At 68.1% G+C, this 24,837-nt stretch carries 26 protein-coding genes; 19 read left to right on the forward strand and 7 right to left on the reverse strand.

The window, feature by feature from the left end; genetic code table 11:
* Window positions 1-3 precede the first annotated feature (3 nt).
* The gene (locus EV678_RS13315; RefSeq protein WP_130459855.1) at window positions 4-1,350 is read right to left on the reverse strand and encodes an O-antigen ligase family protein; all 1,347 of its coding nucleotides are present in this window, start codon (window positions 1,348-1,350) and stop codon (window positions 4-6) included.
* Window positions 1,351-1,384: 34 nt separating this feature from the next.
* The gene (locus tag EV678_RS13320) at window positions 1,385-2,368 is read right to left on the reverse strand and encodes a glycosyltransferase family 9 protein (protein ID WP_165397517.1); all 984 of its coding nucleotides are present in this window, start codon (window positions 2,366-2,368) and stop codon (window positions 1,385-1,387) included.
* A gap of 122 nt (window positions 2,369-2,490) precedes the next feature.
* Between EV678_RS13320 and EV678_RS13325 the strand changes: the two genes are divergently transcribed.
* Both EV678_RS13325 and EV678_RS13330 read left to right on the forward strand, forming a co-directional pair.
* The gene (locus EV678_RS13325) at window positions 2,491-3,627 is read left to right on the forward strand and encodes a glycosyltransferase (protein ID WP_014235576.1); all 1,137 of its coding nucleotides are present in this window, start codon (window positions 2,491-2,493) and stop codon (window positions 3,625-3,627) included.
* Window positions 3,624-4,589: a glycosyltransferase family 9 protein gene (locus EV678_RS13330; RefSeq protein ID WP_130459857.1), complete on the forward strand. Its 966-nt coding sequence runs from the start codon at window positions 3,624-3,626 to the stop codon at window positions 4,587-4,589. The genes EV678_RS13325 and EV678_RS13330 overlap by 4 nt, the downstream gene beginning before the upstream one ends.
* Window positions 4,590-4,614: 25 nt before the next feature.
* On the opposite strand, the gene polA is transcribed toward EV678_RS13330, so the two are convergent.
* Complete coding sequence (polA, locus tag EV678_RS13335) at window positions 4,615-7,329, reverse strand: DNA polymerase I (protein ID WP_130459858.1); 2,715 nt, start codon at window positions 7,327-7,329, stop codon at window positions 4,615-4,617.
* Between the two features lie 26 nt (window positions 7,330-7,355).
* Between polA and EV678_RS13340 the strand changes: the two genes are divergently transcribed.
* The 14 genes from EV678_RS13340 (at window position 7,356) to EV678_RS13405 (ending at window position 18,519) form a co-directional block, all read left to right on the forward strand.
* Window positions 7,356-8,084, forward strand: a complete 729-nt coding sequence (locus EV678_RS13340; RefSeq protein ID WP_014235573.1) for an LOG family protein — start codon at window positions 7,356-7,358, stop codon at window positions 8,082-8,084.
* A 44-nt stretch (window positions 8,085-8,128) separates the two neighbouring features.
* Window positions 8,129-8,479 (forward strand): DUF2782 domain-containing protein, encoded by a 351-nt coding sequence (locus tag EV678_RS13345; protein ID WP_014235572.1) that lies wholly within the window; start codon window positions 8,129-8,131, stop codon window positions 8,477-8,479.
* Window positions 8,480-8,486: 7 nt separating this feature from the next.
* Complete coding sequence (locus tag EV678_RS13350; RefSeq protein WP_130459859.1) at window positions 8,487-9,428, forward strand: homoserine kinase; 942 nt, start codon at window positions 8,487-8,489, stop codon at window positions 9,426-9,428.
* A gap of 90 nt (window positions 9,429-9,518) precedes the next feature.
* On the forward strand, window positions 9,519-10,277 hold the full coding sequence (locus EV678_RS13355) for a BPSS1780 family membrane protein (protein WP_014235570.1): 759 nt from the start codon (window positions 9,519-9,521) through the stop codon (window positions 10,275-10,277).
* 3 nt (window positions 10,278-10,280) lie between these two features.
* Window positions 10,281-11,111, forward strand: coding sequence for a BPSS1780 family membrane protein (locus EV678_RS13360; protein ID WP_130459860.1), 831 nt, complete (start codon window positions 10,281-10,283; stop codon window positions 11,109-11,111).
* Entirely contained in the window at window positions 11,095-11,769 is a 675-nt protein-coding gene (gene nadD, locus EV678_RS13365) for a nicotinate-nucleotide adenylyltransferase (protein ID WP_130459861.1), read from the forward strand. Before EV678_RS13360 ends, nadD begins: the two co-directional genes overlap by 17 nt.
* Before the next feature lie 7 nt (window positions 11,770-11,776).
* On the forward strand, window positions 11,777-12,148 hold the full coding sequence (gene rsfS / locus EV678_RS13370; protein WP_014235567.1) for a ribosome silencing factor: 372 nt from the start codon (window positions 11,777-11,779) through the stop codon (window positions 12,146-12,148).
* An 8-nt stretch (window positions 12,149-12,156) separates the two neighbouring features.
* Window positions 12,157-12,639, forward strand: coding sequence for a 23S rRNA (pseudouridine(1915)-N(3))-methyltransferase RlmH (gene rlmH, locus EV678_RS13375; RefSeq protein WP_130459862.1), 483 nt, complete (start codon window positions 12,157-12,159; stop codon window positions 12,637-12,639).
* Between the two features lie 15 nt (window positions 12,640-12,654).
* Window positions 12,655-13,275 (forward strand): Maf family protein, encoded by a 621-nt coding sequence (locus EV678_RS13380; protein ID WP_130459863.1) that lies wholly within the window; start codon window positions 12,655-12,657, stop codon window positions 13,273-13,275.
* Window positions 13,276-13,347: 72 nt separating this feature from the next.
* The gene (locus EV678_RS13385; protein ID WP_014235564.1) at window positions 13,348-14,172 is read left to right on the forward strand and encodes an undecaprenyl-diphosphate phosphatase; all 825 of its coding nucleotides are present in this window, start codon (window positions 13,348-13,350) and stop codon (window positions 14,170-14,172) included.
* A 49-nt stretch (window positions 14,173-14,221) separates the two neighbouring features.
* The gene (locus tag EV678_RS16495; RefSeq protein WP_130459864.1) at window positions 14,222-15,127 is read left to right on the forward strand and encodes an alpha/beta hydrolase family protein; all 906 of its coding nucleotides are present in this window, start codon (window positions 14,222-14,224) and stop codon (window positions 15,125-15,127) included.
* 18 nt (window positions 15,128-15,145) lie between these two features.
* On the forward strand, window positions 15,146-15,709 hold the full coding sequence (locus tag EV678_RS13395) for a YqiA/YcfP family alpha/beta fold hydrolase (protein ID WP_130459865.1): 564 nt from the start codon (window positions 15,146-15,148) through the stop codon (window positions 15,707-15,709).
* 7 nt (window positions 15,710-15,716) lie between these two features.
* Entirely contained in the window at window positions 15,717-17,630 is a 1,914-nt protein-coding gene (locus EV678_RS13400) for a ribonuclease catalytic domain-containing protein (protein WP_130459866.1), read from the forward strand.
* Window positions 17,631-17,670: 40 nt separating this feature from the next.
* Window positions 17,671-18,519: an energy transducer TonB gene (locus tag EV678_RS13405; protein WP_235832465.1), complete on the forward strand. Its 849-nt coding sequence runs from the start codon at window positions 17,671-17,673 to the stop codon at window positions 18,517-18,519.
* 24 nt (window positions 18,520-18,543) lie between these two features.
* Here EV678_RS13405 and EV678_RS13410 read toward each other — a convergent pair whose 3' ends face one another.
* On the reverse strand, window positions 18,544-19,002 hold the full coding sequence (locus EV678_RS13410; RefSeq protein WP_130459868.1) for a bacteriohemerythrin: 459 nt from the start codon (window positions 19,000-19,002) through the stop codon (window positions 18,544-18,546).
* A gap of 176 nt (window positions 19,003-19,178) precedes the next feature.
* Here EV678_RS13410 and aroE point away from each other — a divergent pair, with 176 nt between their 5' ends.
* The 3 genes from aroE to mgtE all read left to right on the forward strand — a co-directional run bounded on the left by aroE (window position 19,179) and on the right by mgtE (window position 22,295).
* Window positions 19,179-19,994, forward strand: a complete 816-nt coding sequence (gene aroE / locus EV678_RS13415) for a shikimate dehydrogenase (RefSeq protein ID WP_130459869.1) — start codon at window positions 19,179-19,181, stop codon at window positions 19,992-19,994.
* A gap of 6 nt (window positions 19,995-20,000) precedes the next feature.
* On the forward strand, window positions 20,001-20,693 hold the full coding sequence (mtgA, locus tag EV678_RS13420) for a monofunctional biosynthetic peptidoglycan transglycosylase (protein WP_014235557.1): 693 nt from the start codon (window positions 20,001-20,003) through the stop codon (window positions 20,691-20,693).
* 159 nt (window positions 20,694-20,852) lie between these two features.
* Window positions 20,853-22,295: a magnesium transporter gene (gene mgtE, locus EV678_RS13425; RefSeq protein WP_014235556.1), complete on the forward strand. Its 1,443-nt coding sequence runs from the start codon at window positions 20,853-20,855 to the stop codon at window positions 22,293-22,295.
* An 80-nt stretch (window positions 22,296-22,375) separates the two neighbouring features.
* On the opposite strand, the gene EV678_RS13430 is transcribed toward mgtE, so the two are convergent.
* The 3 genes from EV678_RS13430 to EV678_RS13440 all read right to left on the reverse strand — a co-directional run bounded on the left by EV678_RS13430 (window position 22,376) and on the right by EV678_RS13440 (window position 24,794).
* On the reverse strand, window positions 22,376-23,233 hold the full coding sequence (locus EV678_RS13430; protein WP_014235555.1) for an HDOD domain-containing protein: 858 nt from the start codon (window positions 23,231-23,233) through the stop codon (window positions 22,376-22,378).
* A 76-nt stretch (window positions 23,234-23,309) separates the two neighbouring features.
* Window positions 23,310-24,257, reverse strand: coding sequence for an NAD(P)H-dependent flavin oxidoreductase (locus tag EV678_RS13435; RefSeq protein WP_130459870.1), 948 nt, complete (start codon window positions 24,255-24,257; stop codon window positions 23,310-23,312).
* A gap of 45 nt (window positions 24,258-24,302) precedes the next feature.
* Complete coding sequence (locus EV678_RS13440) at window positions 24,303-24,794, reverse strand: C40 family peptidase (protein WP_130459871.1); 492 nt, start codon at window positions 24,792-24,794, stop codon at window positions 24,303-24,305.
* Between the last annotated feature and the right edge of the window lie 43 nt (window positions 24,795-24,837).

Genomic DNA, 24,837 nt, shown 5'->3' on the forward strand with positions numbered 1-24,837 from the left:
GGGTCAGCGCCGGGCAGCGGCCCGGCTACGCTGTAGCAGGCTGGCCCCCAGCAACAGGCCGGTGAGCAGCAGGGTCAGCTTGAGGCGCCAGCCGCTCAGATGGCCCTCCGGGAAGCAACGCAGGTAGTAGCTGGCGATCACCAGCATGGCCAGCAGGGCCGCCGTATCGCCCGTCTGCCGGTAGCGCCGGTAGAGACCGCGGCAACCCAGGGCAACCAGCAGGGTGAGGCCGGCCAGGCCGAGCAGGCCCGTGCCCAGGGTGAAGTCCAGGATGCTCGAATGGCTGCTGATGATGGCAGTCCGCTCGCCCTGGTCGAGGAGGATGACGCGGCCGAAAGCGTCGATGCTGTAGCCGATACCCATGGGATGGTTGGCGATGCCCTGCAGGGCCAGGGTGCCGAAGGCGGCCCGCAGGTAGGCCGAGTGGTCTGCCTCCTGGCCCGAGGGCAGGGTGGGCAGGGGGTAGCGCCGGTCGTCGAGCCAGGTACGGTTTTCCTGCACCTTGAGGCCGGCGGCGAAGGAATCCCCCAGCTTCTGCCAGCGTTTGTCCAGGGTCAGGGAGGTGGCGGCCAGCAGGGCGAGGGCAATGCCGACGCCGAGGACGGCCTTGCGCCGGGTGCCGCTGCCCCGCTGCGGATGGGCCAGGACCAGGGCGGCCACCAGCAGCAGGCCGCCGGCGCCGATGTGGATCAGGGTGGTGCGGCCATTGACGCCGACGACACCGAGCAGGGCCAGCACCAGGGCGCCGTGCAGGACACGGTTGGACCAGGGCAGCAGCCCGGGCAGGTCCCATTTGCGCAGCACGGTTTCGGCCAGCAGCAGCAGGGTCAGGGGCGCCACCAGCTGGCTGTGGAAATCCCGTTCGGCAAACGGCATCAGGCCCAGCCGCGGCGGCTGGCCGGAAAAGACCGGCAGCAGCTGGTAGCCCAGCATCCACAGGACATGGGTCAGCAGGGCCAGCAGGGCCATGCTGATGCCCTGGGCCGCCGCCTGGCGGGGAGCGCCGGCCAGCAGCGCGACGCCCATGCCAAGGCCCAGCACCAGGGCGGCTCCCAGCCATTCGCCCAGGATGGCGCTGGCGGAGAAGGCCCGATTTTCGGCAAAGAACAGGGTTTGCAGCAGCAGCAGGGCGATGAAGGCGGTCAGGCCGCCAAGGGCGAAGCGGGGCAGGGCATCCTGCCGCAGCCGGGGCAGCAGCTGCCGCCATTGCCACAGGCACAGGCCGAGACCCAGTAGCAGGACCAGGTTGCGCAGGGCGATGGCCTTGTCCATGGGCAGCAGGAACACCGCCAGGAAAATCCAGAGGGAGGCGAAGAGGGGCAGGGTGGGCTGGCGCGGCATCGTCGGCATGGGCGAAGGTTCGTGGCTGGCGGGAGGGCTGGGCTCAGGGGTGCAGATGTCGTTCCAGGGCGGCCAGCACGGCCTCGTCCTCCAGCTCGGCCACCGAGTGGGGGGCTTCGAGGACGATGGCCCGGTCGCCCAGCGGGCCCCAGCGGTCCGGGTCGGCGGAATTCTGGCGGTCGGCAAAAAGGCCGACCACACCGCCGGGCGCGGCGGAGGCAATGTGCATCAGGCCGCTGTCGGGAAACAGGCTGGCCCGGGACAGGCCGATGAGGCCGATCACCGTCTGCAGGCTGCCGCTGTAGGGGCGGATGTGGGGCTGGGGCGCGGCCAGCAGGGGGGCCACCAGCTCGTCGTCGCCGGGATAGAGGGGGTTGTCCCGCTGGCCCGGCGTCCACACCACCACCGTCGGTGTGCCCCAGCGTTGCAGGGCGGCGTCGGCCCAGCGGCGGACCTGCTCGGCGCTGGGCTGCTTCTGCCGGCGGCGGGCGCCCAGGCCGATGATGATGAAGTTGTCCGGTGCGCCCTGCTGCCAGGTGGCGAGCCATTGGCGGGCCGCTTCCAGTTGGGCGGGGGAGAAGTTGAGCCGGGGCGGCGGCAGGGGCGTGTCGCCGTCCAGGCCCAGGGGGGCGAACAGTTGCAGCATGCGTTCGCTTTCGTGGCGCTTGTCCGAGCTGATGGCCTGCAGTGAGGGATGGTGGCGGAAGCGCTCGCTTTCCACATAGGCCAGCAGCTTGCCCGGCCGGTAGGAGAGGCCGCGGCGGATGGCCCGGGGCGATTCGCCACCGTTGGCGATGACCACGTAGTCGTAGCGTTCGCGCTTGAGGCGCCGGGTCAGGGCCAGGTGGCTGAAGATGGCGCCGAGGCGCAGCCGGCCGTCGTGGCGGACCCGGGGATAGACGATTACTTCGTCCACGTCCGGATTGCCGTCGAGCACCCAGGCGTTGTAGTCGTTGGCCAGGACATGCAGGGTGGCCTGGGGGTGCTTTTGCCGCAACAGTTTGAGGATCGGGGTGGTGAGCAGCATATCCCCGATCTTGTCGCGTTTTATAATCAGAACCTTCATGGTGTCTTTTGCCATATAGCCAACTGTCTTGTCTTCTGCGGCTGCCGGGAAGATGCGGGCCCGCTTAAGGGCAGGAAGTGTCGATGCAACTCATTCAAATCAACCTGCAACAGCACATGGGCGGCGGCGAGCTGTACACCGCCGCCACGGCCCACGCTGCGGCGGAACTGGGCCTTGCGGCCAAACTCGTCTGCCATGCCGACGCGCCTTTCTGGGGTTCCCTGCTCAATCCCAGTATCGAACGGGTGGCGGTGCGCGACGCCGGGGAAATTCCCGCCCTGCTGGGCGACCAGGCGGCCTGGGTGCTGAACCAGGCGCCCTTTCCGGACGAGGTGGCGCGGCAACTGGCACCGCGGCATCTGCTCACCTCCATGGCCCACATGCCCATGTACCAGCGCAGTGCCCGGCCGTTCCTGCCCTACCGCATGGTCTTCCCGGTTTCCGGGTACGTCCGTGCGGGGCTGCAGGCCGCCAATATTCCGGTGTGGCGCGAGGCCCTGTATGGTATCCCAGACCTGCGGCCCCGGTCAGCAGCTTTGCGGCCGGTGGAGCGGGAGTCGGAGTACGACTGGGACCGGCGCAAGTTCCGCGATCGCCTGTTCGGCTTCTTCGAGCCCCTGCAGCTGGCCCTGCGGCCCCGCCAGCCCTATGTGCGCCGTCCCGGGCTGGTGCTGGGGGTGGTCTCCCGGCTGACGCCGATCAAGCAGTTTCCCCAGTTGTTTGCCGCCCTGGCGCCGGTACTGGCCCGACATCCGGAAGTGCAGCTGGATATTTTCGGCAGCGGCGGCTACGCCTCGGTGCGGGACCTGCGCCGGGCCCTGGCGCCGGTGGCGGCCCAGGTGCGTTTCTGGGGCCAGCAGAGCGACGTGCGCAGCCTCTACGAGAGCATCGACTACCTGGTGGCGGGGCTGCCGGAAAAGGAAGCCCTGGGGCTCAATGTCCTGGAGGCCCAGGCCGCCGGCACCAAGGTCCTGGCCATGGCGGCGCCGCCCTTCAACGAGACCATCGTCGACGGGGTGACCGGCTACCTCTACGCCGACCCCCGGCTGGACCAGGGGCGGGATTTCGAACGGGTCCTGCTGGGCCTGCGGGGCGACGGGCAGGACCGGGTGGATGAGGCCCGGGCCCGGGCCCACCTGGACAATTTTTCCTTCGCGGCCTTCACCCGCCGCCTGGGCGGCGTGGCCGAATGGGCCCGCAACGAACTGGAAACGGCATGAAGATACTGGTGATCCGCCGCGACAACATCGGCGACCTGTTGTGCACCACCCCCCTGCTGGCGAGCCTGCGCCAGACCTATCCCCAGGCCTGGATCGGCGTCCTCGCCAATTCCTACAACGCCCCGGCCCTGGCCGGCAATCCGGATGTGGATGCGGTCTTCGCCTATTGCAAGGGCAAGCATCGGGCCGCCGGCGAGTCCCTCCTCGGCGTCTGGTGGCGCACCCTGAAGATGCTGGTGGGCCTGCGTCGCCGGCGCCTGGACCTGATCCTGGTCGCCTCTGCCGGCGGCAGCGGCTTTGCCCGCTGGATCGGGGCCCGGCGCATCATCGCCCAGGAGGAGCGGGGCGGTGGCCACGAGGTGGAACGAACCCAGCGCCTGCTGCAGTTCCTGGGGCCGGTACCGGCGCCAGGTCCCATGCGCCTGGTGGCCGATGCCGCCGTGCGGGCACGCCTGCAGGCGGCGCTGCCGGCGGTGCCGGGAGAGGGGCTGCGTCTGGCTCTGCACGTGTCGGCGCGCAAGCCTTCCCAGCGCTGGCCGGAGGCCCGCTTCGTCGAACTGGTGCGGCGCCTGCTGGAGCGGGGCGTGGTGCGCCAGGTGCTGCTGTTCTGGGCGCCGGGGGCGGAGGACGATCCCCTGCATCCCGGGGACGATGCCAAGGCCGGCCGCATCATGGCGGCCCTGGCCGGTCTGCCGGTGGCACCGGTGCCGACCCGGCACCTGGAAGAGCTGATTGCCGGCCTCTCCCTGGCCGACGTCATGCTCTGCGCCGACGGTGGCGCCATGCATGTGGCGGCGGCCCAGGGCAAGCCGGTGCTGGCCTTGTTCGGCAAATCGTCGGTGGAGCAGTGGCAGCCCTGGGCGGTGCCCCGCCAGGTGCTGCAGAGCGACAGTCAGGACGTGGCGGACCTGGACGTGGAGACGGTGGAGGCTGCCTTCCTGCGGCTGACCGGGGCCGCCTGAGGGACGGCGCGGGGCCTGCCTGCGCTTAGTGGGCCTCGTCCCAGTTGTTGCCGACGCCCACATCCACCACCAGGGGCACGGCCAGTTTGGCCACCTGGCCCATGATGGCCGGCAGCTCGGCCCGGACCCGGGCCAGTTCCCCTTCCGGTACTTCCAGCACCAGTTCGTCGTGCACCTGCAGCACCAGGCTGCTCTGCAGGCTGCTGTCGGCGAGCCAGCGGGCGGTGGCGGTCATGGCCAGTTTGACGATGTCCGCCGCCGTGCCCTGCATGGGCGCATTGATGGCGGCCCGCTCGGCGCCCTGGCGGCGGCCGGCCTGGCTGGCGCGGATGTCCGGCAGCCACAGGCGGCGGCCGAAGACGGTTTCCACATAGCCCTGGCGCTTGGCCAGTTCCCGGGTTTCCTCCATGTAGCGGGCGACGCCGGGGTAGCGGGCGAAGTAGCGTTCGATATAGGTCTGGGCGGCGCTGCGCTCGATTTCCAGGGAGCGGGCCAGGCCGAAGGCGCTCATGCCGTAGATGAGGCCGAAGTTGATGGTCTTGGCGTAGCGCCGCTGCTCCGCGGTGACTTCCAGGGGCATGATGCCGAAGATTTCCGCCGCCGTGGCCCGGTGCACGTCCTCGCCCTTGGCGAAGGCGTCGAGCAGGCCATGGTCGCCCGAAAGGTGGGCCATGATGCGCAGCTCGATCTGGGAATAGTCGGCGGAAACGATCTTGCAGCCCGGCGGGGCGATGAAGGCGGCGCGGATACGGCGACCTTCGGCGGTGCGTACGGGGATGTTCTGCAGATTGGGGTCGCTTGAGGCCAGGCGGCCGGTGACGGCCACGGCCTGGGAGAAGCTGGTGTGCACCCGGCCGGTATGGGGATTGACCATGCGCGGCAACTTGTCGGTGTAGGTGCTCTTCAGCTTGGCCAGGCCCCGGTATTCGAGCAGGGCTTTGGGCAGGGGGTAGTCCAGGGCCAGTTCGGAGAGCACTTCCTCGTCGGTGGAGGGGGCGCCGCCCGGAGTCTTCTTCACCACCGGCAGGCCCAGTTGGGTGAACAGGATCTCCGCCAGCTGCTTGGGTGAATTGAGGTTGAAGGGCTGGCCGGCGATCTCCACGGCCTTGGCTTCCAGCTCCACCAGCTTGCGCCCCAGCTCGTTGCTCTGGGCCTGCAGCAGGCCGCTGTCGATGAGCACGCCGTGGCGCTCCATGGCGAACAGCACTTCCCGGGCCGGCATTTCGATGTCGCTGTAGATGCAGTTGAGCTTGGCATCGGCGGCGATGGCGGGGAACAGGTTTTGATGGACCCGCAGAGTCAGGTCCGAATCCTCCGCCGAATATTCGGCAGCCTGGTCGATGGCCACCTGGTCGAAGCCGATCTGGTTGGCGCCCTTGCCGCACAGGGCGGTGTAGGGAATGGTCTCCAGTCCCAGGTGACGGCGGGCCAGCTGTTCCAGGTCGTGGCCCTTGTCGCTTTCCAGCACGTAGGACTGCAGCAGGGTGTCGTGCACGATGCCCTTGAGGGCGATGTCGTGGTTGGCGAAGACGTGCTGGTCGTATTTCAGGTTCTGCCCGAGCTTGGCGTGGTTGCTGGCTTCCAGCCAGGGCTTGAGCCGCGCCAGGACTTGCTCCCGGGGCAGCTGGTCGGGGGCGCCCGGGTAGTTGTGGGCCACCGGGATGTAGGCGGCCTCCCCCGGCGTCAGGGCGAAGGAAATGCCGACGATGCGGGCCGAGAGCGGGTCCAGGCTGGTGGTTTCCGTATCCAGGGCCACCAGGGGGGCGGCCTGGATCTTGGCCAGCCAGCGCTCGAAGGCCTCCCAGGTGAGGATGGTTTCGTAATGCTGGCGATGGGCGCCGGCCGGGGCGTCGCCGGCGGCTTCGGCATCGCCGGCGGCCGCACCTTCGCCCTGCAGTTCCCGCAGCCAGGTCTTGAATTCGTAGCGGCTGAAGATTTCTTCCAGGGCGGCTTTGTCCAGGGGGCGGGGCGCCAGGCTGGCCGGGGTTTCCGGCAGCGGCAGGTCGCACACCACGGTCACCAGCTTTTTGCCCAGGGGCAGGAAGTCCAGGGCCTGGCGCAGGTTGTTGCCCACCACGCCGCCGATGGCCTCGGCGTTGGCCATGATGTTGTCCAGGGTGCCGTACTGTTCCAGCCACTTGAGAGCGGTCTTGGGCCCCACCTTGGCGACGCCGGGGACGTTGTCCACCGTGTCGCCGATGAGGGCCAGGTAGTCCACGATGCGGCCCGGCTCGACGCCGAACTTGGCGGTGACGCCGGCCTCGTCCAGCACCTCGTTGCTCATGGTGTTGACCCAGCGCACCCGGGGGCTGACCAGCTGGGTCAGGTCCTTGTCGCCGGTGGAGATGACCACGTCCATGCCGGCGGCTTCGGCCTGGCGGGCCAGGGTGCCGATGACGTCGTCCGCCTCCACTCCCTCCTCCATCAGCAACGGCCAGCCGGAAGCCTTGATGGCGGCGTGCAGGGGTTCGATCTGGGCCACCAGGTCGGTGGGCATGGGCGGGCGCTGGGCCTTGTATTCCGGGTACCAGTCGTCGCGGAAGGTCTTGCCCTTGGCGTCGAAGACCACGGCCTTGTAGGTGACGCCTTCTGCCTTGTAGTCGCTTTCCAGCCGGCGTAGCATGTTCAACACGCCGTAAATGGCGCCAGTAGGCTCTCCTGCCTTGTTGCGCAGATCCGGCAGGGCGTGGAAGGCGCGGTAAAGGTAGGACGATCCGTCCACCAGCAGCAGCATCGGCATAAGAACAAAATCCAGAAGACAAAAAAATGAGCGAAAGAACCAAACTCCCGCCCCTGGCGGACCCCGACACCATCACCAGCGCCATGTCGGCCCGGGAATCCTGGCGGATTTTCGGCATTATGGCAGAGTTCGTGGAGGCCACCGAACGGCTGGCGGCCATCCGCCCGGCTGTCTCCATCTTCGGCAGCGCCCGCATCAAGCCAGAGTCGCCCTATTACCAGCTGACCGAGGAAATCGCCCGCAAGCTCTCCGATGCCGGCTTCTCGGTCATCTCCGGCGGCGGCCCCGGCATCATGGAAGCGGCCAACAAGGGCGCCTACCACGGCAAGAGCCCCTCAATCGGTCTCAACATCCAGCTGCCCCACGAGCAGATGGCCAATCCCTACCAGGACATCTCCCAGTCCTTCCGCCACTTCTTTGCGCGCAAGTTCATGTTCGTCAAGTTCGCCAGCGCCTACGTGGTCATGCCCGGGGGCTTCGGCACCCTGGACGAGGTGCTGGAGGCCCTGACCCTGATCCAGACCGGCAAGAGCCGCAAGATTCCCCTGATCCTGGTGCACGAGCCCTTCTGGCGCGGCCTTCTGGAATGGTTCAAGGACCGCCTGGTGGGCGAGGGCATGGTATCGCCGGACGACCTAGACCTGATCCAGGTGATCGACGAGCCGGACCAGATCGTCGAGGCCATTTTCAAGCACTACGAGACCCGCGGCTTTGCCCCCCTGCCCGACGAGCGGGAGATGCTGCTCAATTTGTAATAAAATCGGGCATCCGAATCGGGCTATCTTGCAAAGGCCATCCCATGCGTCGTCTTTCCCTCCTTGCCGCTTCCCTCTCCCTGCTGGTCTGCACCGGCGCGGCTTTTGCCCAGGCCGGCCGTACCGACCTGCAGCCCCTGCCGGCGGTGCCGCCGCCGCCGCCCGAGATGGTGCCCTTCGATGCCGCCATGGAACCCCAGGTGACCATCAAGAAGCGGGAGAACGAGACCGTGGAGGAATACCGGGTCAACGGCAAGCTCTATATGCTCAAGGTCACCCCCAGCCACGGCGTTCCCTACTACCTGGTGGACGACCAGGGCGACGGCACCTTCTCCCGCAAGGACCCGGTGGACAGCGGCGTGCGCGTCCCCATGTGGGTGATCGGCACCTTCTGATCCGGTCGTGTCGGTCTTCACTCCCGTCACCCGGGAGCAGCTGCAGGACTGGCTTTCCGGCTGCGACGTCGGCGCCCTGGCGGATTTCGCCGGGATCGCCGCCGGCGTCCAGAACACCAACTATTTCGTCACCACCGACCGCGGCACCTGGGTCCTCACCCTGTTCGAGACCCTGGGGGCGGCGGAGCTTGATTTCTACCTGGGCCTGATGGCCCACCTGGCCCGCCAGGGCCTGCCCTGTCCGGCACCGGTGGCCGATGGCGCCGGGGCTATCCTGCGCCCCCTGGCCGGCAAGCCGGCGGTGCTGGTGTCCCGCCTGACGGGGCAGGAAGTGGAGGCGCCGGGCCCGGCCCACTGCGCTGCCGTGGGCGATGCCCTGGCCCGGCTGCATCTGGCCGCCGCCACCTACGATGGCGTGCAGGACAACCCCCGGGGCGAGGCGTGGCGCCGTCAGGCCGCCGCCCAGGTGCTGCCCCTGCTCAGCGACGAGGATGGGGCCCTGCTGCAGGATGAACTGGCCTACCAGGCCGGGCCGGCCGAGGCCTTGCCCGAAGGCATCGTCCATGCCGACCTGTTCCGCGACAATGTGCTGTTCCAGGGGGAGCGCCTGTCCGGCCTGCTGGATTTCTATTTCGCCGCCCGGGACCAGTTGCTGTTCGACCTGGCGGTGGCCGCCAACGACTGGTGCCTGGATGGGGCCGGCAACCTGGAACCCGGCCGCACCCGGGCCCTGTTGCAGGCCTACCACCGGCGGCGCCCCCTGCAGGCGGCGGAGGCCCGGGCCTGGCCCCGGCTCCTGCGCCGGGCGGCGCTGCGCTTCTGGCTGTCGCGCCTGCAGGACTTCCATGCGCCCCGGGCCGGCCGCCAGGTGCTGGTGAAGGATCCCCGGCATTTCCGGGACCTCCTGCTGGCCCGTCGCCGCCATCCGGCGGCCCCCTGGATCGACTGATTTCCGGCCGCCGCCGCGGCGGTGCCAATTGCCAACCCCCCGCCGTGTCGTTAGCATGGCGCCATTCCTGATTTTTCAACGGTTTTTACCATGTCTGCCGACGCCAGCTCCCCGGATTCCACGCCCACCTTTCCCATGGCGCCGCCGCCCTTCGACGGCAGCTGCCGGGTGGTGCCGGCCGGTGCCGCCATCGAATGGCTGCGTTTCGGCTGGGACCTGTTCACCCGCGCCCCCGGCGCCTGGGTGGTGCTGGCCCTGGTCTTCCTGGTGCTGACCCTGGCGGTGGCCATGGTGCCCCTGGCCGGCGCCCTGGCCTCCCACCTGCTGCTGCCCCTGCTGGCCGCCGGCGTGCTGCAGGCGGTGCGGCGCCAGGAGGAGGGCGGCAAGGTGGAACTGAACGACCTCTTCGCCGGCTTCTCCCGGGAAACCACCGGGCTGGTGGTGGTGGGCCTGTGCTACATGCTGGGCTGGTTCGGCATCCTGGCGGTGGGCATGCTCATCGGCGGCGGCTCCCTCGTGGGCGGCGCTGCCACCGGCGGCTTTGGCGTGGCCATCGCCGGCGTCCTGCTGGCGGTGATGATCAGCCTGGCCCTGGCCGTCCCCCTGTTCATGGCCTTCTGGTTCGCCCCGGCCCTGGTCTACTTCAACCACATGCAGCCGGTGCCCGCCCTCAAGGCCAGCTTCAGCGCCTGCCTGAAGAACATCCTGCCCTTCACCGTCCTCGGCCTCATCATGGGTGTGCTCTTCTTCGTCGCCGCCCTGCCCATGGGCCTCGGTTTCCTCGTCCTGCTGCCGGTGTCCTTCGCCGTCCTCTATGCCTCCTACCGGGATATTTTCCCCACCGCTTGATCCATGCAGGCACTGAACCTTCCCGCCGCCCGCGGCTGGCGCTGGCTTGGCGCAGGCTATGCCCTGTTCCGGCGCAATCCGGCCATCCTCAGCCTGCTCCTGCTGACCTACTGGATGCTGCTGGCCCTGGTGGGCAGCCTGCCCTTCATCGGCAGCCTCATCACCTACCTGGCCATGCCGGCCCTGTCCCTGGTGCTGATGAACGCCTGCCGCGTGCTCGACCGGGGCCTGGCCGTCACGCCCCAGTCCCTGAGCACCGGCATCCGCCCCCAGGCGCCGGTGCTGGTGGGCCTGGGCGGGCTCTATCTGTGCGGCACCCTGCTGATCCTGGGCCTGGCCTCCCTGGTGGACGGGGGCGACCTGTTCCGCCTCATGTTCATCGGCGGCGACCACGGCGACCTGCCGGCGGACAATCCTGAATTCCTCCTCGCCACCCAGCTGGCCCTGCTGCTGGTGGTGCCCCTGGTGATGGCCTTCTGGTTCGCCCCCATGCTGGCCGCCTGGCACCGGCAGGGCGCCGGCAAGGCCCTCTTCTTCTCCTTCTTCGCCTGCCTGCGCAACTGGCGGCCGTTCCTCACCTACAGCCTCTCCATCCTGCTGTGGAGCGGCCTGGTGCCGGCCCTGGCCATGGGCCTGCTGGGCATGATCCTGGGGCCCGGCATGGCGGCGGCCATCGTCATGGTGCCCCTGATCCTGGTCCTGGCGCCGAGCCTGGTGGCCAGCTTCTACGTCAGCTACCGGGAAGTCTTCGTCGAAGGTGCGCCGGCCTTCGCCACCACGGTGGGCGACGAGGAAGGGCCGGAAGAGGGCGGCGGCGATGGCGACCATGCCTGAGCAGCGCCCCATCGGCGTCTTCGGCGGCACCTTCGACCCCATTCACCACGGCCATCTGCGCCTGGCCCAGGAGGCGCTGGAGAATCTCGACCTGGCCCAGGTGCGCTGGATTCCCGCCGGCCGGCCGCCCCATCGGGCCGAGCCCCGGGCCACGCCCCAGCAGCGGCTGCAGATGGTGCGCCTGGCGGTGCAGGACAATCCGGCCTTCGCCGTGGACGGCGCCGAGGTGGCCAGCGCCGACCCCAGCTACACGGTGCTCACCCTGGAGCGCCTGCGCCGGGAGTGCGGCCCGGCCCAGCCCCTGGTGCTGCTCACCGGCGCCGACGCCTTCGCCGGCCTGCCCACCTGGCACCGCTGGCAGGACATCCTGGCCCTGGCCCACGTGGCGGTGGTGTACCGCCCCGGCTTTTCCATCGATCCGGCGGCCCTGCCGGGCGAGTTGGCCCGGGAATTCCAGGCCCGCCGCTGCAGCCCCCGGGAGCTGCAGGCCGCCCCCGCCGGCGGCATCGCCACCTTCCCCATGACGCCCCTGGCCATCGCCGCCACCCAGATCCGCCAGCTGCTGGCCGCCGGCCGCAGCCCCCGTTATTTGCTGCCTGAAGCGGTGATCGCTTATATTCAGGCGCAGCAACTATATCTTTCAACCCCCAGCAATTAGGCACCTGATGGAACTGCAAAAACTGCAAGCAATCGTCGTGGACGCCCTTGAGGACATCAAGGGCAAGGATATCGAGGTGATCGACACCACCAAGCTCACCTCCCTGTTCGACCGGGTCGTGGTCGCCAGCGGCGACTCCAACCGTCAGGTCAAGTCCCTTGCCCGCAACGTCCAGGAAAAGGTGCGGGAAGCCGGCGGCGAGGTGCTCTCCATTGAAGGCGAGCAGACCGGCGAGTGGGTGCTGGTGGACCTGGGCGACATCGTGGTCCATGTCATGCAGCCGGCCGTGCGCAACTACTACAACCTGGAAGAGCTGTGGGGCGCCAAGGCCCCGGTGCGGCGCCAGGCCGGCAGCCAGGGCGGCTCCTCCGCCGCCTGAAGGCAGCCATGAAACTGTGCGTCATCGCCGTGGGCCACCGCATGCCGGACTGGGTGGCCGAGGGCTGCGCCGAGTACATCAAGCGCATGCCCCGGGAAATGGCGGTGAGCGTGGTCGAGATCAAGCCCGAGCCCCGGGGCTCGAAAACCCGGGAGCAGCTGCTGAGTGCGGAGAAGGCCCGCATCCGGGCGGCCCTGCCCGGGGGCTGTCGCATCGTCGCCCTGGACGAGCGGGGCGAGGATCTGAGCACCGTCAAACTGGCGGCCCGCCTTGAAGGCTGGATGGGCGAGGGGCGCGACATCGCCCTGCTCATCGGCGGCGCCGACGGCCTCGACCCGGAACTGAAGGCCGAGGCCCAGCAAAATGGCGGCGCCATGCTGCGCCTGTCCAGCCTCACCCTGCCCCACGCTATGGCCCGGCTGATCCTGTGCGAACAGCTCTACCGTGCCGTCAGCGTCATTCGTAACCATCCTTACCACCGGGAAGGCTGACCTTCCCCCACTGCCATGACCATCCCCCTCGGCCCCCGCATCTACCTTGCCTCCCGCAGCCCCCGGCGGCGGGAACTGCTGTCCCTCATGGGCGTGCAGTTCGAAACCCTGCTCTTTCGCAACCCGCCCCGGGCCGACGGCGCCGTGGACGAGACGCCCCTGGCGGGCGAGGACCCGGTGGCCTACGTCAAACGGGTGGCCCGGGCCAAGGCCGAGCACGGCCTCAAGCTGGTGGTGTGGCGGCGCCAGGCGACCCAGCCGATCCTGGCGGCGGACACCACCGTCGAATGCCGGGGCGAGATTCTCGGCAAGCCGACGGACGAGGCCGACGCCCGGCGCATGCTGGAGCTGCTCTCGGGCCAGCGGCACCGGGTGCTGACCGCCGTCTCCCTGGCCTGGAGCGGCCATATCGAGACCGTGCTGTCGGAGAGCATCGTCCAGTTCCGCGAGCTGGAAGAAGCCGAGATCGGCAAGTACATCGCCAGCGGCGAACCCATGGACAAGGCCGGCGCCTACGGCATCCAGGGCAAGGCCGGGATGTTCGTCGAACGCCTGGAAGGCAGCTACACCGGAGTCATGGGCCTGCCCCTGTGCGAGACCGGCGCCCTGCTGAAGATGGCCGGGTATCCCCTGTAAGGTCGCTTCCGGTCGGGGCCGGCGGAGGGGGCGGGTATAATCCCCCCCTCTTTCCTTCCGCCCCGGCTCCCCATGGATCCCCTGCTGCTGCTCAAGGCCCTCATTCTCGGCATCGTCGAGGGCCTCACCGAATTCCTTCCCATCTCCTCCACCGGCCACCTGATCCTGGCGGGGGACCTGCTCGACTTCAACGACGCCCGGGGCAAGCTGTTCGAGATCGTCATCCAGTCCGGCGCCATCCTGGCCGTCTGCTGGGAATACCGGGCCCGCATCGCCCGGGTGCTGCTGGGCCTGCCCCGGGAGCGGGAAGCCCAGCGCTTCGTCATCAACCTGATCATCGCCTTCATCCCCCTGGCCGTCCTCGGCCTGCTCTTCGGCAAGGCCATCAAGGCCCACCTCTTCAATGCCTACGTGGTGGCCACCACCTTCATCGTCGGTGGTCTCTTCATCCTCTGGGCCGAGCGGCGCAAGCACCGCATCCGGGTGGAGACGGTGGAGGAGCTGGATGTGATCGACGCCTTCAAGCTGGGCATCGCCCAGGCCTTCGCCCTCATTCCCGGCACCTCCCGTTCCGGCGCCACCATCATCGGCGGCCTGCTCTTCGGCCTGTCGCGCAAGGCCGCCACCGAGTTCTCCTTCTTCCTCGCCATCCCCACCCTGGGTATCGCCACCCTCTACCAGCTGTACAAGGAGCGGGAGCTGCTCTCCTTCGACGATGTCGGCATGTGGGTGGTCGGCTTCGTCGCCGCCTTCGTCTCCGCCTTCATCGCCGTGCGCGGCCTGCTGCGCTACATCAGCAGCCACGACTTCACCGCCTTCGCCTGGTACCGCATCGTCTTCGGCGGCATCGTCCTGTGGACAGCCTGGAGCGGCACCGTCAGCTGGTCTGCAGGCTAGGCCGGACAATCCTTTCGGGGCGGCGCTGCCGCCCCGGCGAACCTGCCCCATGTCAGCCCCCCACAACTACGCCGCCAGCGGCCCCTGCCGGGTGCGGGAGGAACTGGAGGTGTGGCACGACGAGCGCCGCCAGCGTCCCATTCCCTGCCGCCACTACCTGCCCCAGGGCGTCGCCCGCACGCCCCTGATCCTCTTCTCCCACGGCCTCGGCGGCGACCGGGACAACGGCGAACGCTGGCTGCGCCACTGGGCCTCCCACGGTTACCGGGGCCTGGCCCTGCAGCACGCCGGCAGCGACGCCGCGGTCATGGCCGGTAGTCCCATGGCCCTGCGCCGGGCCCTGACGGCGGCCACCACGCCGGAGCAGTCCCTGGCCCGCCTGGCCGACCTGGGCTTCGTTCTCGACGAAGTCTGGCGCCGCCAGGCCACGGACCCGGCCTGGGCCGGGGTGGACCTGGAGCGTGTCGGCCTGGCCGGCCATTCCTATGGCGCGGTGACGACCCAGGCCATGGCCGGGGAACGGCGCGCTTATGGGCCGCCGGTGGCGGAGCCGCGCCTGCGGGCCTTCCTCGGCCTGTCGCCCTCCGCCCGGGGCGAGGAGGCGCCCCTCAACGCCCGCTTCGCCGGCATCCGGCGCCCCTTCTTCTGCATCACCGGCACCCGGGACGACGGCATCGGCCTGCACGACATCAGCGCCGCCGACCGCACCGTGCCCTTCCGCCACATGCCCGGCGGCGACAAGTTCCTGCTGGTGCTGGACGGCGCCGCCCACATGCCCCTGGCGGGCAATCCGGGCAGCCGCCACGTCCTGCCGCCCCGGGCCGCGACGGCCATCCAGGGCGCCAGCCTGGCCTTCTGGGAGGCCGCCCTGGGCGGGAGCCAGGCGGCCCGCACCTGGCTCTGCCGGGACTTTCCTTCCACCCTCGTTCCCGGCGACACCTGGGAATGCAAGTAAGCCAGTGAGGCCAGCACCATGAGCGGCATTCTCTATCTCCACGGTTTCCGTTCCTCCCCCGCCTCCTTCAAGGCCCGCGCCGTGGCCGAGGCCATGGCGGCCCGGGGCCTGCAGGAGCGCTTCTTCTGCCCGGCCCTGTCCCACGAGCCGCGCCAGGCAATGGCCCAGGCCGAGGCCATCCTCGCTGCCGAAGGTCCCCTGACCCTGGTGGGCAGCTCCCTCGGCGGCTTCTACGCCACCTGGCTGGCGGAACGCCACGGCCTGCGGGCCGTACTGGTCAATCCGGCGGTGCTGGCCCATCTTTCCCTGGCGGATTACGTCGGCCCCCAGACCAACCTCTATACCGGCGAGGAATTCCAGTTCACCCGGGAGCACGTGGCCCAGCTGCAGGCCATGGAAGTGGCCGACCTGCGGCCCGAGCGCTACTGGCTGCTGGTGGAGGAGGGGGACGAGGTGCTGGATTACCGCCAGGCCGTGGCCCGCTACCGGGATGCCCGCCAGACGGTGCTGGCCGGCGGCGACCACAGCTTCACGCGATTTGTCGACTTTGTGCCGCAAATCCTTGAATTCGCCGGGTTATAATCCGACGATGAATGTTCTATTTGAAGAAGACGGCGCCTTCAAGACGGGCACCGTGCTGGCCGACAACGATGCCACCCTGCAGGTGGAAAGCGCGTCGGGCAAGCGAACCAAGGTCAAGGCTGCCGCCATCCTGCTGCGTTTCCAGAGTCCCGCCCCCGGGGCCCTGCTGGAGGCTGCCGAACCCCTGGCCCACGACATCGAACCCGAATTCCTCTGGGAGTGCTGTGCGGATGGCGAATTTTCTTTTCTGGATATTGCCAAGGACTACGTCGGCAAAGACCCCTCTCCGGTCGAGGCGGCATCGGTCCTGCTTGCCCTACACGCAGCGCCTGTCTATTTCCACCGCAAGGGTAAGGGTCGCTTCCGCAAGGCCCCTCCCGACATTCTCCAGGCTGCTCTGGCCGGTCTTGAAAAGAAGCGTCAGCAAGCGCTGGCCATAGAGCGCATGGTGGCGGAGCTGAAGGCCGGTTCCCTGCCGCCCGAGTTCGCTCCCCTGCTCGACCAGCTGCTCTACGCCCCGGACCGCAACAAGCCGGAGACCAAGGCCCTGGAGGCAGCCTGCGAGGAACTGCACACCTCGGCGCCGCATCTGCTGGCCCGATGCGGTGCCATCAAGTCCCACCGCGACTACCACTTCAACCGCTTCCTGCGGGAGTACTTCCCCAAGGGCACCGGCTTCCCTGCCGTGGACGTGCCCACGGCGCCGGCCGACCTGCCCCTGGCTTCGGTAGAAGCCTTTTCCATTGACGATGCGGCCACCACCGAAATCGACGACGCCTTTTCCCTGGAAGCCCTGCCCGGCATCGGCTGGCGCGTCGGCATCCACATCGCCGCCCCCGGCCTCGGTTTCGGGCCCGGCGAGGCCCTCGACCAGATTGCCCGGGACCGCCTGTCCACCGTGTACATGCCCGGCAACAAGATCACCATGCTGCCCGATGCCGTGGTGGAGGCCTACACTCTGGCCGAAGGCAAGCCGCGGCCGGCCGTCTCCCTGTACCTGACGGTGAATGAGGGCCTGGAGATCGTTGGCCACGAATCCCGCCTGGAGCGGGTCCATGTGGCGGCCAACCTGCGCCACCACGAAATCGAGCCCCTCTTCAACGAGGCAACCCTGGCCGCCGGTCTGGGCGACTTCCGCTTCGCCCAGGAACTGAAGCTGCTGTGGCAGCTGGCCTGTGCCTGCGAAGGGCGCCGCGGCAAGCCGTCCGCCACCCAGGGTATCTTCGACTACAACTTCGACGTTTTCCCCGACGCCAGCGATCCGACTGGCGCCGCCGACCGCATCGAGATCAGCGCCCGCAAGCGGGGCAGTCCCCTGGACAAGCTGGTGGCGGAACTGATGATCGTCGCCAACGCCACCTGGGGCGGCCTCCTGGCCGAGAAGAAGGTGGCCTGCATCTACCGCGCCCAGACCGCCGGCAAGGTGCGCATGACCACTTCGCCCCTGCCCCACGAGGGCCTTGGCGTGCCCCAGTACGCCTGGTCCTCCTCGCCCCTGCGGCGCTATGTGGACCTGGTGAACCAGTGGCAGCTGATCACCCTGCTGCAGGACCGGGCGCCCCACTTCGGCGCCAAGAGCGACGCGCTCTTTGCCGCCATGCGCGACTTCGACCTGACCTACGCCGCCTACGCCGAGTTCCAGCGCCACATGGAGCGCTACTGGTGCCTGCGCTGGCTGGAGCAGAAGGGCGTGACGGAAATCGAAGGCACGGTGCGCAAGGAAAACCTGGTCAAGCTCGATCCCCTGCCCCTGATGCAGCGGGTGCCGTCCCTGCCCGAGCTGTCCATGGGCCAGCGGGTCAAGTTGAGCGTGGAGTCCTGGGACACCCTGTCCCTGGAGCTGAACCTGCGCTTCGTCGCCGTCATCGAGAGCGCCGATGTGGTGGCCGATGTGGGTGACGACGAGGAGGCGGGAGCCTGATATGGCGGCGGCCCGGTTGATGCCCGGATTCCTGGCCCGGATGGATGCCTCCAGCCGCAACCTGACCCTGGCCGTCGGCCTTTCCGTGCTGGTGCACGGTCTGTTGCTGTCCCTCCACTTCAAGTTCCCCGATGCCTCCCGGGCCCTGCAGGACAAGGCCCTGGACATCATCCTGGTGAACAGCAAGTCGGCGCGCCGCCCGACCCACGCCCAGGCCCTGGCCCAGGCCAACCTGGACGGCGGCGGCAACGTCGAAGAGAACCGCCGGGCGGCCACGCCCCTGCCGCCCTCGGCGCGGCAGCAGGCCGGCAGCGACCTGGAACAGTCGCGGCAGCGGGTGCGGGACATGGAGGCCCAGCAGCAGCGCCTGCTGGCCGAAGTGAAGAGCAAGACCCGGGCGCCGCGCCAGGATTCCCGGGAGTCCCAGCCCCAGAATGCGCCGACCCTCTCGGGCCGGGACCTGGCCAGCAGCGCCATGGCCATGGCGCGCATGGAGGCCGAGATCAGCAAGAGCGTGGACGAGTACAACCAGCGTCCGCGCAAGAAGAACATCGGCACCCGGGCCGACGAATACCGCTTCGCCCGCTATGTGGAAGACTGGCGTCTGAAGGTGGAGCGGGTGGGTACCCTCAACTATCCCGAGGCCGCCCGGGGCCGGCTCTACGGCACCCTGGTGCTGTCCGTCACCATCAATGCCAACGGTTCCGTGGACAAGGTGGAGCTGGAGCGTACCTCCGGCCACAAGGTGCTGGATGAGGCGGCCCTGCGCATCGTGCGCATGGCCGGCCCCTATGCGGCCTTCCCCGAGGATATCCGGCGGGACGTGGATCAGCTGGTGATCACCCGCACCTGGTTCTTCACCAGCGGCGACCGGGTCCAGGCCCAGTAAGGCGGCCCGGCCCGGTGCCGGGGTTTAGGCCCAGAAGCGCTTGAAGAAGCCGGCCAGGCCGCTGCCCCGTTGCGGGTCCTGGCGGCAGTGGGCGGCGTAGCGCTGATCTTCCACCTGGATGTGCTGCACCAGCCAGTCCTTGAGGAAGTGCAGCAGGTCCAGGCTGATGGATTTGCCGGCGCTGACACCCTGGCGTTCGGCGGCGATGCGCTGCACGAAGGTCTCGTGCAGTTGCCGGTGGGCGGCCAGGTCCGGGTAGGCGGTGGATTCCATGAACTTCTCCTCGGCGGAGAAGTGGGCCACGGTGTAGCGTTCCAGCTCGTCGATCAGCACCAGGATCTGCTCCCGTCTGCCCTTGCCGACGATGGCGGACCACAGCCGGTTGATGGTCTCGAAGAGCGCCTGGTGCTGGGCGTCGATTTCACTCATGCCCACACTGTAGCGGTCGTCCCATGTCACGATAACGGCGTCTTTTGCGCTCATTTGTTGTTAGCTCCCTGAAAAGTGCAACGCCCGGATTATAGGCAATTCCGCCATGCGTAAGCCGTTTCCTGCGGCGATTTTGTTCCCTGCACTACGTAAGGGAGCGTTCAGGTTGCCGTCCGCCAAAAGGGATAAACTGGCGCCCTTTCCTCCACCGCTGCCTTCTTTTTGCCGCCATGACTGACCGCTATGCCGTTTTCGGCAACCCCATCGGCCACAGCAAGTCGCCCCTGATCCACTCCCTGTTTGCCGCCGCCTGCGCCCAGGACATGAGCTACGAAGCCCTGCTGGCGCCCCTGGACGGCTTCGCCGCGGCGCTGCGGGCCTTTGCCGAGGGCGGCGGGCGGGGCGCCAACGTCACCGTGCCCTTCAAGGAAGAGGCCTTTCGCCTGGCCGACAGCCTGACGCCCCGGGCCGCCCGGGCCGGGGCGGTGAATACCCTGGTGCTGGAGGATGGGCACATCCTCGGCGACAACACGGACGGCGCCGGCCTGGTGCAGGACCTGCAGGTCAACCAGGCCCTGCCCCTGGCGGGCAAGGCCATTCTCCTGCTCGGCGCCGGCGGTGCCTCCCGGGGCGCCCTGGCGCCCCTGCTGGCCGCTGGCCCTTGCCGCCTGCACATCGCCAACCGCACTGCCGCCAAGGCCGCCGATCTGGCCCGGGATTTCGCCGACCTGGGCCCCGTCAGCGGTGGTGGCTATGGCGAGCTGGCCGGTCAGGGCTTCGATGTGGTGATCAATGCCACCTCCGCCAGCCTGGCCGGCGAACTGCCGCCCCTGCCTCCTGGCATCTTCAACGGCGGCGCCCTGGCCTACGACATGATGTACGGCCGGGGCGAGACGCCCTTCCTGGCCTTTGCCCGGCTGCAGGGCGCTTCCCGCCTGGTGGATGGCCTGGGCATGCTGGTGGAGCAGGCGGCGGAAGCCTTCCAGCTGTGGCGCGGCGTGCGGCCCGCCACCACGCCGGTCCTCGACCATCTGCGGCAGGGCTGAGGCGCCGTGCGCATCCTGCATTGGCTGAAGCTGGCGGCGGCCTGGGGCGTCGGCCTCCTGCTGGCCTACCAGCTGTGGCTGTTCGCCTGGGTACTGTGGTGGGCCAACGTCAATCCCCACATGACCCGCTTCATGGAAATCCGTCAGGAAGAGCTGTGGCTGAAGACGCCGGGGGCCAGCCTGCAGAAGCAGTGGGTGGACTACGAGCGCATCTCGCCCCACCTGAAGCGGGCCATCATCGCCGCCGAAGACGCCAAGTTCGTCGATCATGAAGGCTTCGACTGGGACGGCATCCAGAAGGCGGTGGAAAAGAACCAGCGCCGCGGCAAGGTGGTGGCCGGCGGCTCCACCATCTCCCAGCAACTGGCGAAGAACCTGTTCCTTTCCCCGAGCAAGACGCCCTGGCGCAAGGCCGAGGAGGCCGCCATCACCCTGATGCTGGAAACCGCCTGGTCCAAGCGGCGCATCTTCGAGGTCTATCTCAACGTGGTGGAGTGGGGCAACGGCGTCTTCGGCGCCGAGGCGGCGGCCCGCCATTACTTCAACGTCTCCGCCGCCCAGCTGGGCCCGGAACAGGCGGCGAAGCTGGCCGCCATGCTGCCCAATCCCCGCTTCTACGACCGCAACCGCAGTGCCCCGGGGCTGCTGAAAAAGACCGGCATCATCCTGGGCCGGATGGGGGCGGCGGAACTCCCCTGAGACCGGCTTGCCCATACCCATGGGCGGGCCGTCGGGGCGCCGCTTGGGGATATCCCGTAGCCCGGTGGTTTCCCGTGATTTTTGTCAAAGTCCTGACCCGGTGCGGTGCTAGAATGCGCCATCTTTTTGCGGCATCGCACCATTCCCCGGTTTGCCACCATGAGCGAAGAAATCCAGCACGCTGACGCCGATGAGCTGCAGGCGCGCCTCTCCGAGGTGCAGACCCTGCTCGCCCGGCATCACCTGGTGGAGGACCTGGTGCACAAGCAGGAGATGCCCCGCCACGAGCTGGTGGAGTCCCTGGTGCACAAGCAGCACCTGAACGAGCTGCGCCACAAGCTGGACAAGATGCACCCGGCCGACGTGGCCTACATCCTGGAGGCCCTGCCCCTGGATGAGCGTCTCATGGTGTGGGACCTGGTCAAGGCGGAGCGGGACGGGGAAATCCTGCTGGAAGTGTCGGATGCGGTCCGGGAAACCCTGATCGCCAACATGGATTCGGACGAGCTGGTGGCCGCCGCCGAATCCCTGGATGCCGACGAACTGGCCGACCTGGCGCCGGACCTGCCCCACGAGGTGATCCAGGACGTCTTCCAGTCCCTCTCCGTGGAAGAGCGGGAGCAGCTGCGCGCCGCCATGTCCTACCCCGAGGACTCGGTCGGCTCCATCATGGATTTCGAAATGGTCACGGTGCGGGAAGACGTGACCCTGGAAGTGGTGCTGCGCTACCTGCGCCGCTTCGACGAACTGCCCGACCACACCGACCAGCTCTTCGTGCTGGACCGGGACGAGCGCCTGAAGGGCGTGCTGCCCCTCAACAAGCTGCTCATCAACGATCCCGAGTCCGAAGTGGCGGACGTCATGATCAGCGACTTCGTCCATCTGGAACCGGACGACGACGCCGAGGAAGCGGCCCAGGCCTTCGAACGCTACGACCTGGTGAGCGCCCCGGTGGTGGACCGGGATGACCGCCTGGTGGGTCGAGTCACCGTCAATGCGGTGGTGGACTTCATCCGGGAAGAATCGGAAAGCGAACTGCTGGCCCAGGCCGGTCTGCGGGAAGAGGAAGACATTTTCGCCTCGGTGTGGAACTCGGTGAAGAACCGCTGGACCTGGCTGGCCATCAACCTAGTGACGGCCTTCATCGCCTCCCGGGTGATCGGCGCCTTCGAAGGTTCCATCGAAAAGCTGGTGGCCCTGGCCGCCCTCATGCCCATCGTCGCCGGCATCGGCGGCAATTCGGGCAACCAGACCATCACCATGATCGTGCGCGCCATCGCCCTCGGTCAGATCCAGCCCGAATCGGCGCGGCGCCTGCTGCACAAGGAACTGGGCGTGGCCCTGATCAACGGCCTGGTGTGGGGCGGGCTGCTCGGTGTGGTCTCCTGGTGGCTGTATCACTCCTTCCAGCTGGGCCTGGTGATGACCGGGGCCATGACCCTCAACCTGCTGCTGGCGGCCACCGTCGGCGTGGTCATTCCCATGACCATGCAGAAGTTCGGCCGGGACCCGGCCCTGGGCTCCTCGGTGTTGATCACCGCCGTCACCGACTCCGGCGGCTTCTTCATCTTCCTCGGCCTGGCCACCCTGTTCCTGCTCTGAAGGGTGCCGCTCCCGACAATAAAAAAGCCGCTCCTGGAGCGGCTTTTTTCATGGCGGCGATGCCGCCGCGACGTCCGGGTTCAGGCCGCCTTGCGGGCGGAGTCCAGCTTGAACAGCAGGTCGTCCACGATGTCGTTGAGGTCCGTCTCGGTGAGACCGAAGAAACCGGCCACGGCACCCTTGCCCTTTTCCCACTCGCCATCCTCGTTGAGGCGCAGGAAGGTGCCGACGATGCGCTCGGCCAGCAGGGCCAGGGCGATCAGGGTGCACGATTCGTCGGAGAGGCCGCTGCCGTCGTTGAAGACGGAGAAATCGTGGTGGGAGAGGATGGCGGAGCTGACCGTCTCCGGCAGGCCCCAGTTGCGCGCCATGAGATAGCCGATGACGGCATGGTTGGTGCCGTGGATTTCGTCCTCGATGGCGGTGAAGGGAAGGTCGATGCGGCGGTTGGCTTCGCCCAGGGTCTTCTTGTAGTCCGGGTAGCGCCGCATCAGGATGGGGATGCCGCAGTCGTGGAAGAGGCCGAAGGTGTAGGCCGTGTCGCGGCTGGTGCCGGGCAGGATCTCGGCCAGCTTGGCGCAGACGCCGGCGCAGTAGGTGGCGCTGTCCCAGAAGCGGTCCATGGCATGGTTGTTCTGGGAGAGGTTCTTGCGCAGCAACTCGTTCACCACCAGGTTGAGCACGTTGTTGAAGCCCAGGCGGCCCAGGGCTTCGCCGATGGAGCCGACCTTGCTGCCGGTGGAAAAGAGGGGGGAATTGGCGCACTTGATGACGCCGGCGGCCAGGCCCACGTCCTGGCTGATGAGCCGGGCCACCTTGGTCGAACTGGCATCCGGGCGGTGCATCTCCTGGGCCAGGGCAGCGAGCACCGCGGGGCAGGGGGGAATCTCCACCCCGCGGAGCAGTTTGCTGACTTCGGTTTCGTCGATGGTACGCATGGGGAAAGGCTCTCGAATGTCGTTATTTAGGGCCTAACCCTAGCATCAACGGCGGCGCCGAAAAATATGGCTTTGGTTATACCGGCCGCAAGGCTTGGGACGGCTGGCGTTGGCAGGCCTGGCGGTATTCCGCGGCCAGCCGCGCAGCCAGTTCGGCCACCGTCGGCACGTCGTGGATGTTGGCGACGCCGTGGCCGGCGCTCCACACGTCGCGCCAGGCCTTGGCCTCGTCGCCGCCGTAGTTGTGGTTGGCCTGGCCGCCGGCAGCCAGGCTTTCCTTGGTGTAGCCGGCCTTCTCCAGGCTTTGCCAGATGAAGTTGGCGTTGGTGCCGGAGACGGCGTCCGTATACACGATGTCCCGCGGGCCGGCGCTGACCAGCATGTCCTTGTAGGCCTGCTGGGCCATGGACTCCTGGGTGGCGATGAGGCGGGTGCCCATGTAGGCGAAATCGGCCCCGGCGATTTCGGCGGCGCGGATGGAGGCGCCGTCGGAAATGGCCCCGCCCAGGATCAGCACTCCGTCCCAGAACTCCCGGATTTCCCGCAGCAGGGCGAAGGGGTTCTGGGTCCCGGCATGGCCGCCGGCGCCGGCGGAGACGGCGATGATGCCGTCCACGCCCGCCTCGATGGCCTTCTTGGCGTGGTAGGCGTGGATGACGTCGGAGAACACCAGGCCGCCGTAGCCATGCACCACCTCCACCAGCTTGCTGGGGTTGCCCAGGCTGGTGATGACGAAGGGCACCTTGTGCTTGACCACCAGGGCCACGTCCTCTTCCAGGCGGGTGTTGGAGTGGTGCAGGATCAGGTTGATGCCGAAGGGCGCATCCTTCGGGCCCAGCTCCCCATTCATGCGGGTCAGCCATTCATCCAGCTGGCTGGCGGGACGGGCGTTGAGGGAGGGGAAGCTGGCGGCGATGCCGGCCTTGCAGGCGTTGATGACCAGATCGGGGCCGGATACGAGAAACATGGGCGCAGCAATGGCGGGAACCGCCATCCGGCCCTGGAACAGAGCGGGAACGGGCATGTGAAACTGTCTCCTAAGATTGTGGTTTTTTTACGGCCCGACGGCTTAGTCGAAGTAGGACCGGGCAGCCTCGAAGCGCTCCGCATAGTAGCGGGCTCCCAGACTGTCGATTCGGATTCTGCCATTAGTTGCCGGCGCGTGCACGAAGCGGTCGTCGCCGATGTAGATGCCCACGTGGGAGTAGGAGCGGTTCATGGTGTTGAAGAACACCAGGTCGCCCGGCTTGAGGCCCTGGCGCGGCACGGGGCGGCCGTTGCGGGCGATGTCGGCGGCGCTGCCGGAAACTTTCAGGCCCGCCGCCTGGCCATAGATGTAGCTGACCATGCCGCTGCAGTCCAGGCCCGCTTCCGGGTTCTTGCCGCCGAAGCGGTAGCCGGTGTCGATCAGGGAAAAGGCGTACAGCACCACGTCCTGGGCCTTGGCCGAGAGGGGCGCGGCGGCGCGCTCCGCTGGCCTTTCCGGGGGCGATGGCGGTAAGCTGCCGCAGCCGGCGAGGGCGGCGGCCAAGCTCAGGCAATGGGTGAGCTTTCTAGTCATAACCCCAAGTATAAACGACGGTTTTTATAAAATTCCAACGACG

Origin of the sequence: Azospira oryzae, from assembly GCF_004217225.1 — a bacterium.
Lineage (GTDB): Bacteria > Pseudomonadota > Gammaproteobacteria > Burkholderiales > Rhodocyclaceae > Azospira > Azospira oryzae.

Bases quoted from the DNA above. Each gene is read 5' to 3' on its own strand.
- EV678_RS13315 (WP_130459855.1), bottom strand. From the start codon at position 1,350: ATGCCGACGATGCCGCGCCAGCCCACCCTGCCCCTCTTCGCCTCCCTC.
- EV678_RS13320 (WP_165397517.1), bottom strand. From the start codon at position 2,368: ATGCTGCTCACCACCCCGATCCTCAAACTGTTGCGGCAAAAGCACCCC.
- EV678_RS13325 (WP_014235576.1), top strand. From the start codon at position 2,491: ATGCAACTCATTCAAATCAACCTGCAACAGCACATGGGCGGCGGCGAG.
- EV678_RS13330 (WP_130459857.1), top strand. From the start codon at position 3,624: ATGAAGATACTGGTGATCCGCCGCGACAACATCGGCGACCTGTTGTGC.
- polA (WP_130459858.1), bottom strand. From the start codon at position 7,329: ATGCCGATGCTGCTGCTGGTGGACGGATCGTCCTACCTTTACCGCGCC.
- EV678_RS13340 (WP_014235573.1), top strand. From the start codon at position 7,356: ATGAGCGAAAGAACCAAACTCCCGCCCCTGGCGGACCCCGACACCATC.
- EV678_RS13345 (WP_014235572.1), top strand. From the start codon at position 8,129: ATGCGTCGTCTTTCCCTCCTTGCCGCTTCCCTCTCCCTGCTGGTCTGC.
- EV678_RS13355 (WP_014235570.1), top strand. From the start codon at position 9,519: ATGTCTGCCGACGCCAGCTCCCCGGATTCCACGCCCACCTTTCCCATG.
- EV678_RS13360 (WP_130459860.1), top strand. From the start codon at position 10,281: ATGCAGGCACTGAACCTTCCCGCCGCCCGCGGCTGGCGCTGGCTTGGC.
- nadD (WP_130459861.1), top strand. From the start codon at position 11,095: ATGGCGACCATGCCTGAGCAGCGCCCCATCGGCGTCTTCGGCGGCACC.
- rsfS (WP_014235567.1), top strand. From the start codon at position 11,777: ATGGAACTGCAAAAACTGCAAGCAATCGTCGTGGACGCCCTTGAGGAC.
- rlmH (WP_130459862.1), top strand. From the start codon at position 12,157: ATGAAACTGTGCGTCATCGCCGTGGGCCACCGCATGCCGGACTGGGTG.
- EV678_RS13380 (WP_130459863.1), top strand. From the start codon at position 12,655: ATGACCATCCCCCTCGGCCCCCGCATCTACCTTGCCTCCCGCAGCCCC.
- EV678_RS13385 (WP_014235564.1), top strand. From the start codon at position 13,348: ATGGATCCCCTGCTGCTGCTCAAGGCCCTCATTCTCGGCATCGTCGAG.
- EV678_RS16495 (WP_130459864.1), top strand. From the start codon at position 14,222: ATGTCAGCCCCCCACAACTACGCCGCCAGCGGCCCCTGCCGGGTGCGG.
- EV678_RS13395 (WP_130459865.1), top strand. From the start codon at position 15,146: ATGAGCGGCATTCTCTATCTCCACGGTTTCCGTTCCTCCCCCGCCTCC.
- EV678_RS13400 (WP_130459866.1), top strand. From the start codon at position 15,717: ATGAATGTTCTATTTGAAGAAGACGGCGCCTTCAAGACGGGCACCGTG.
- EV678_RS13405 (WP_235832465.1), top strand. From the start codon at position 17,671: ATGGATGCCTCCAGCCGCAACCTGACCCTGGCCGTCGGCCTTTCCGTG.
- EV678_RS13410 (WP_130459868.1), bottom strand. From the start codon at position 19,002: ATGAGCGCAAAAGACGCCGTTATCGTGACATGGGACGACCGCTACAGT.
- aroE (WP_130459869.1), top strand. From the start codon at position 19,179: ATGACTGACCGCTATGCCGTTTTCGGCAACCCCATCGGCCACAGCAAG.
- mgtE (WP_014235556.1), top strand. From the start codon at position 20,853: ATGAGCGAAGAAATCCAGCACGCTGACGCCGATGAGCTGCAGGCGCGC.
- EV678_RS13430 (WP_014235555.1), bottom strand. From the start codon at position 23,233: ATGCGTACCATCGACGAAACCGAAGTCAGCAAACTGCTCCGCGGGGTG.
- EV678_RS13435 (WP_130459870.1), bottom strand. From the start codon at position 24,257: ATGCCCGTTCCCGCTCTGTTCCAGGGCCGGATGGCGGTTCCCGCCATT.
- EV678_RS13440 (WP_130459871.1), bottom strand. From the start codon at position 24,794: ATGACTAGAAAGCTCACCCATTGCCTGAGCTTGGCCGCCGCCCTCGCC.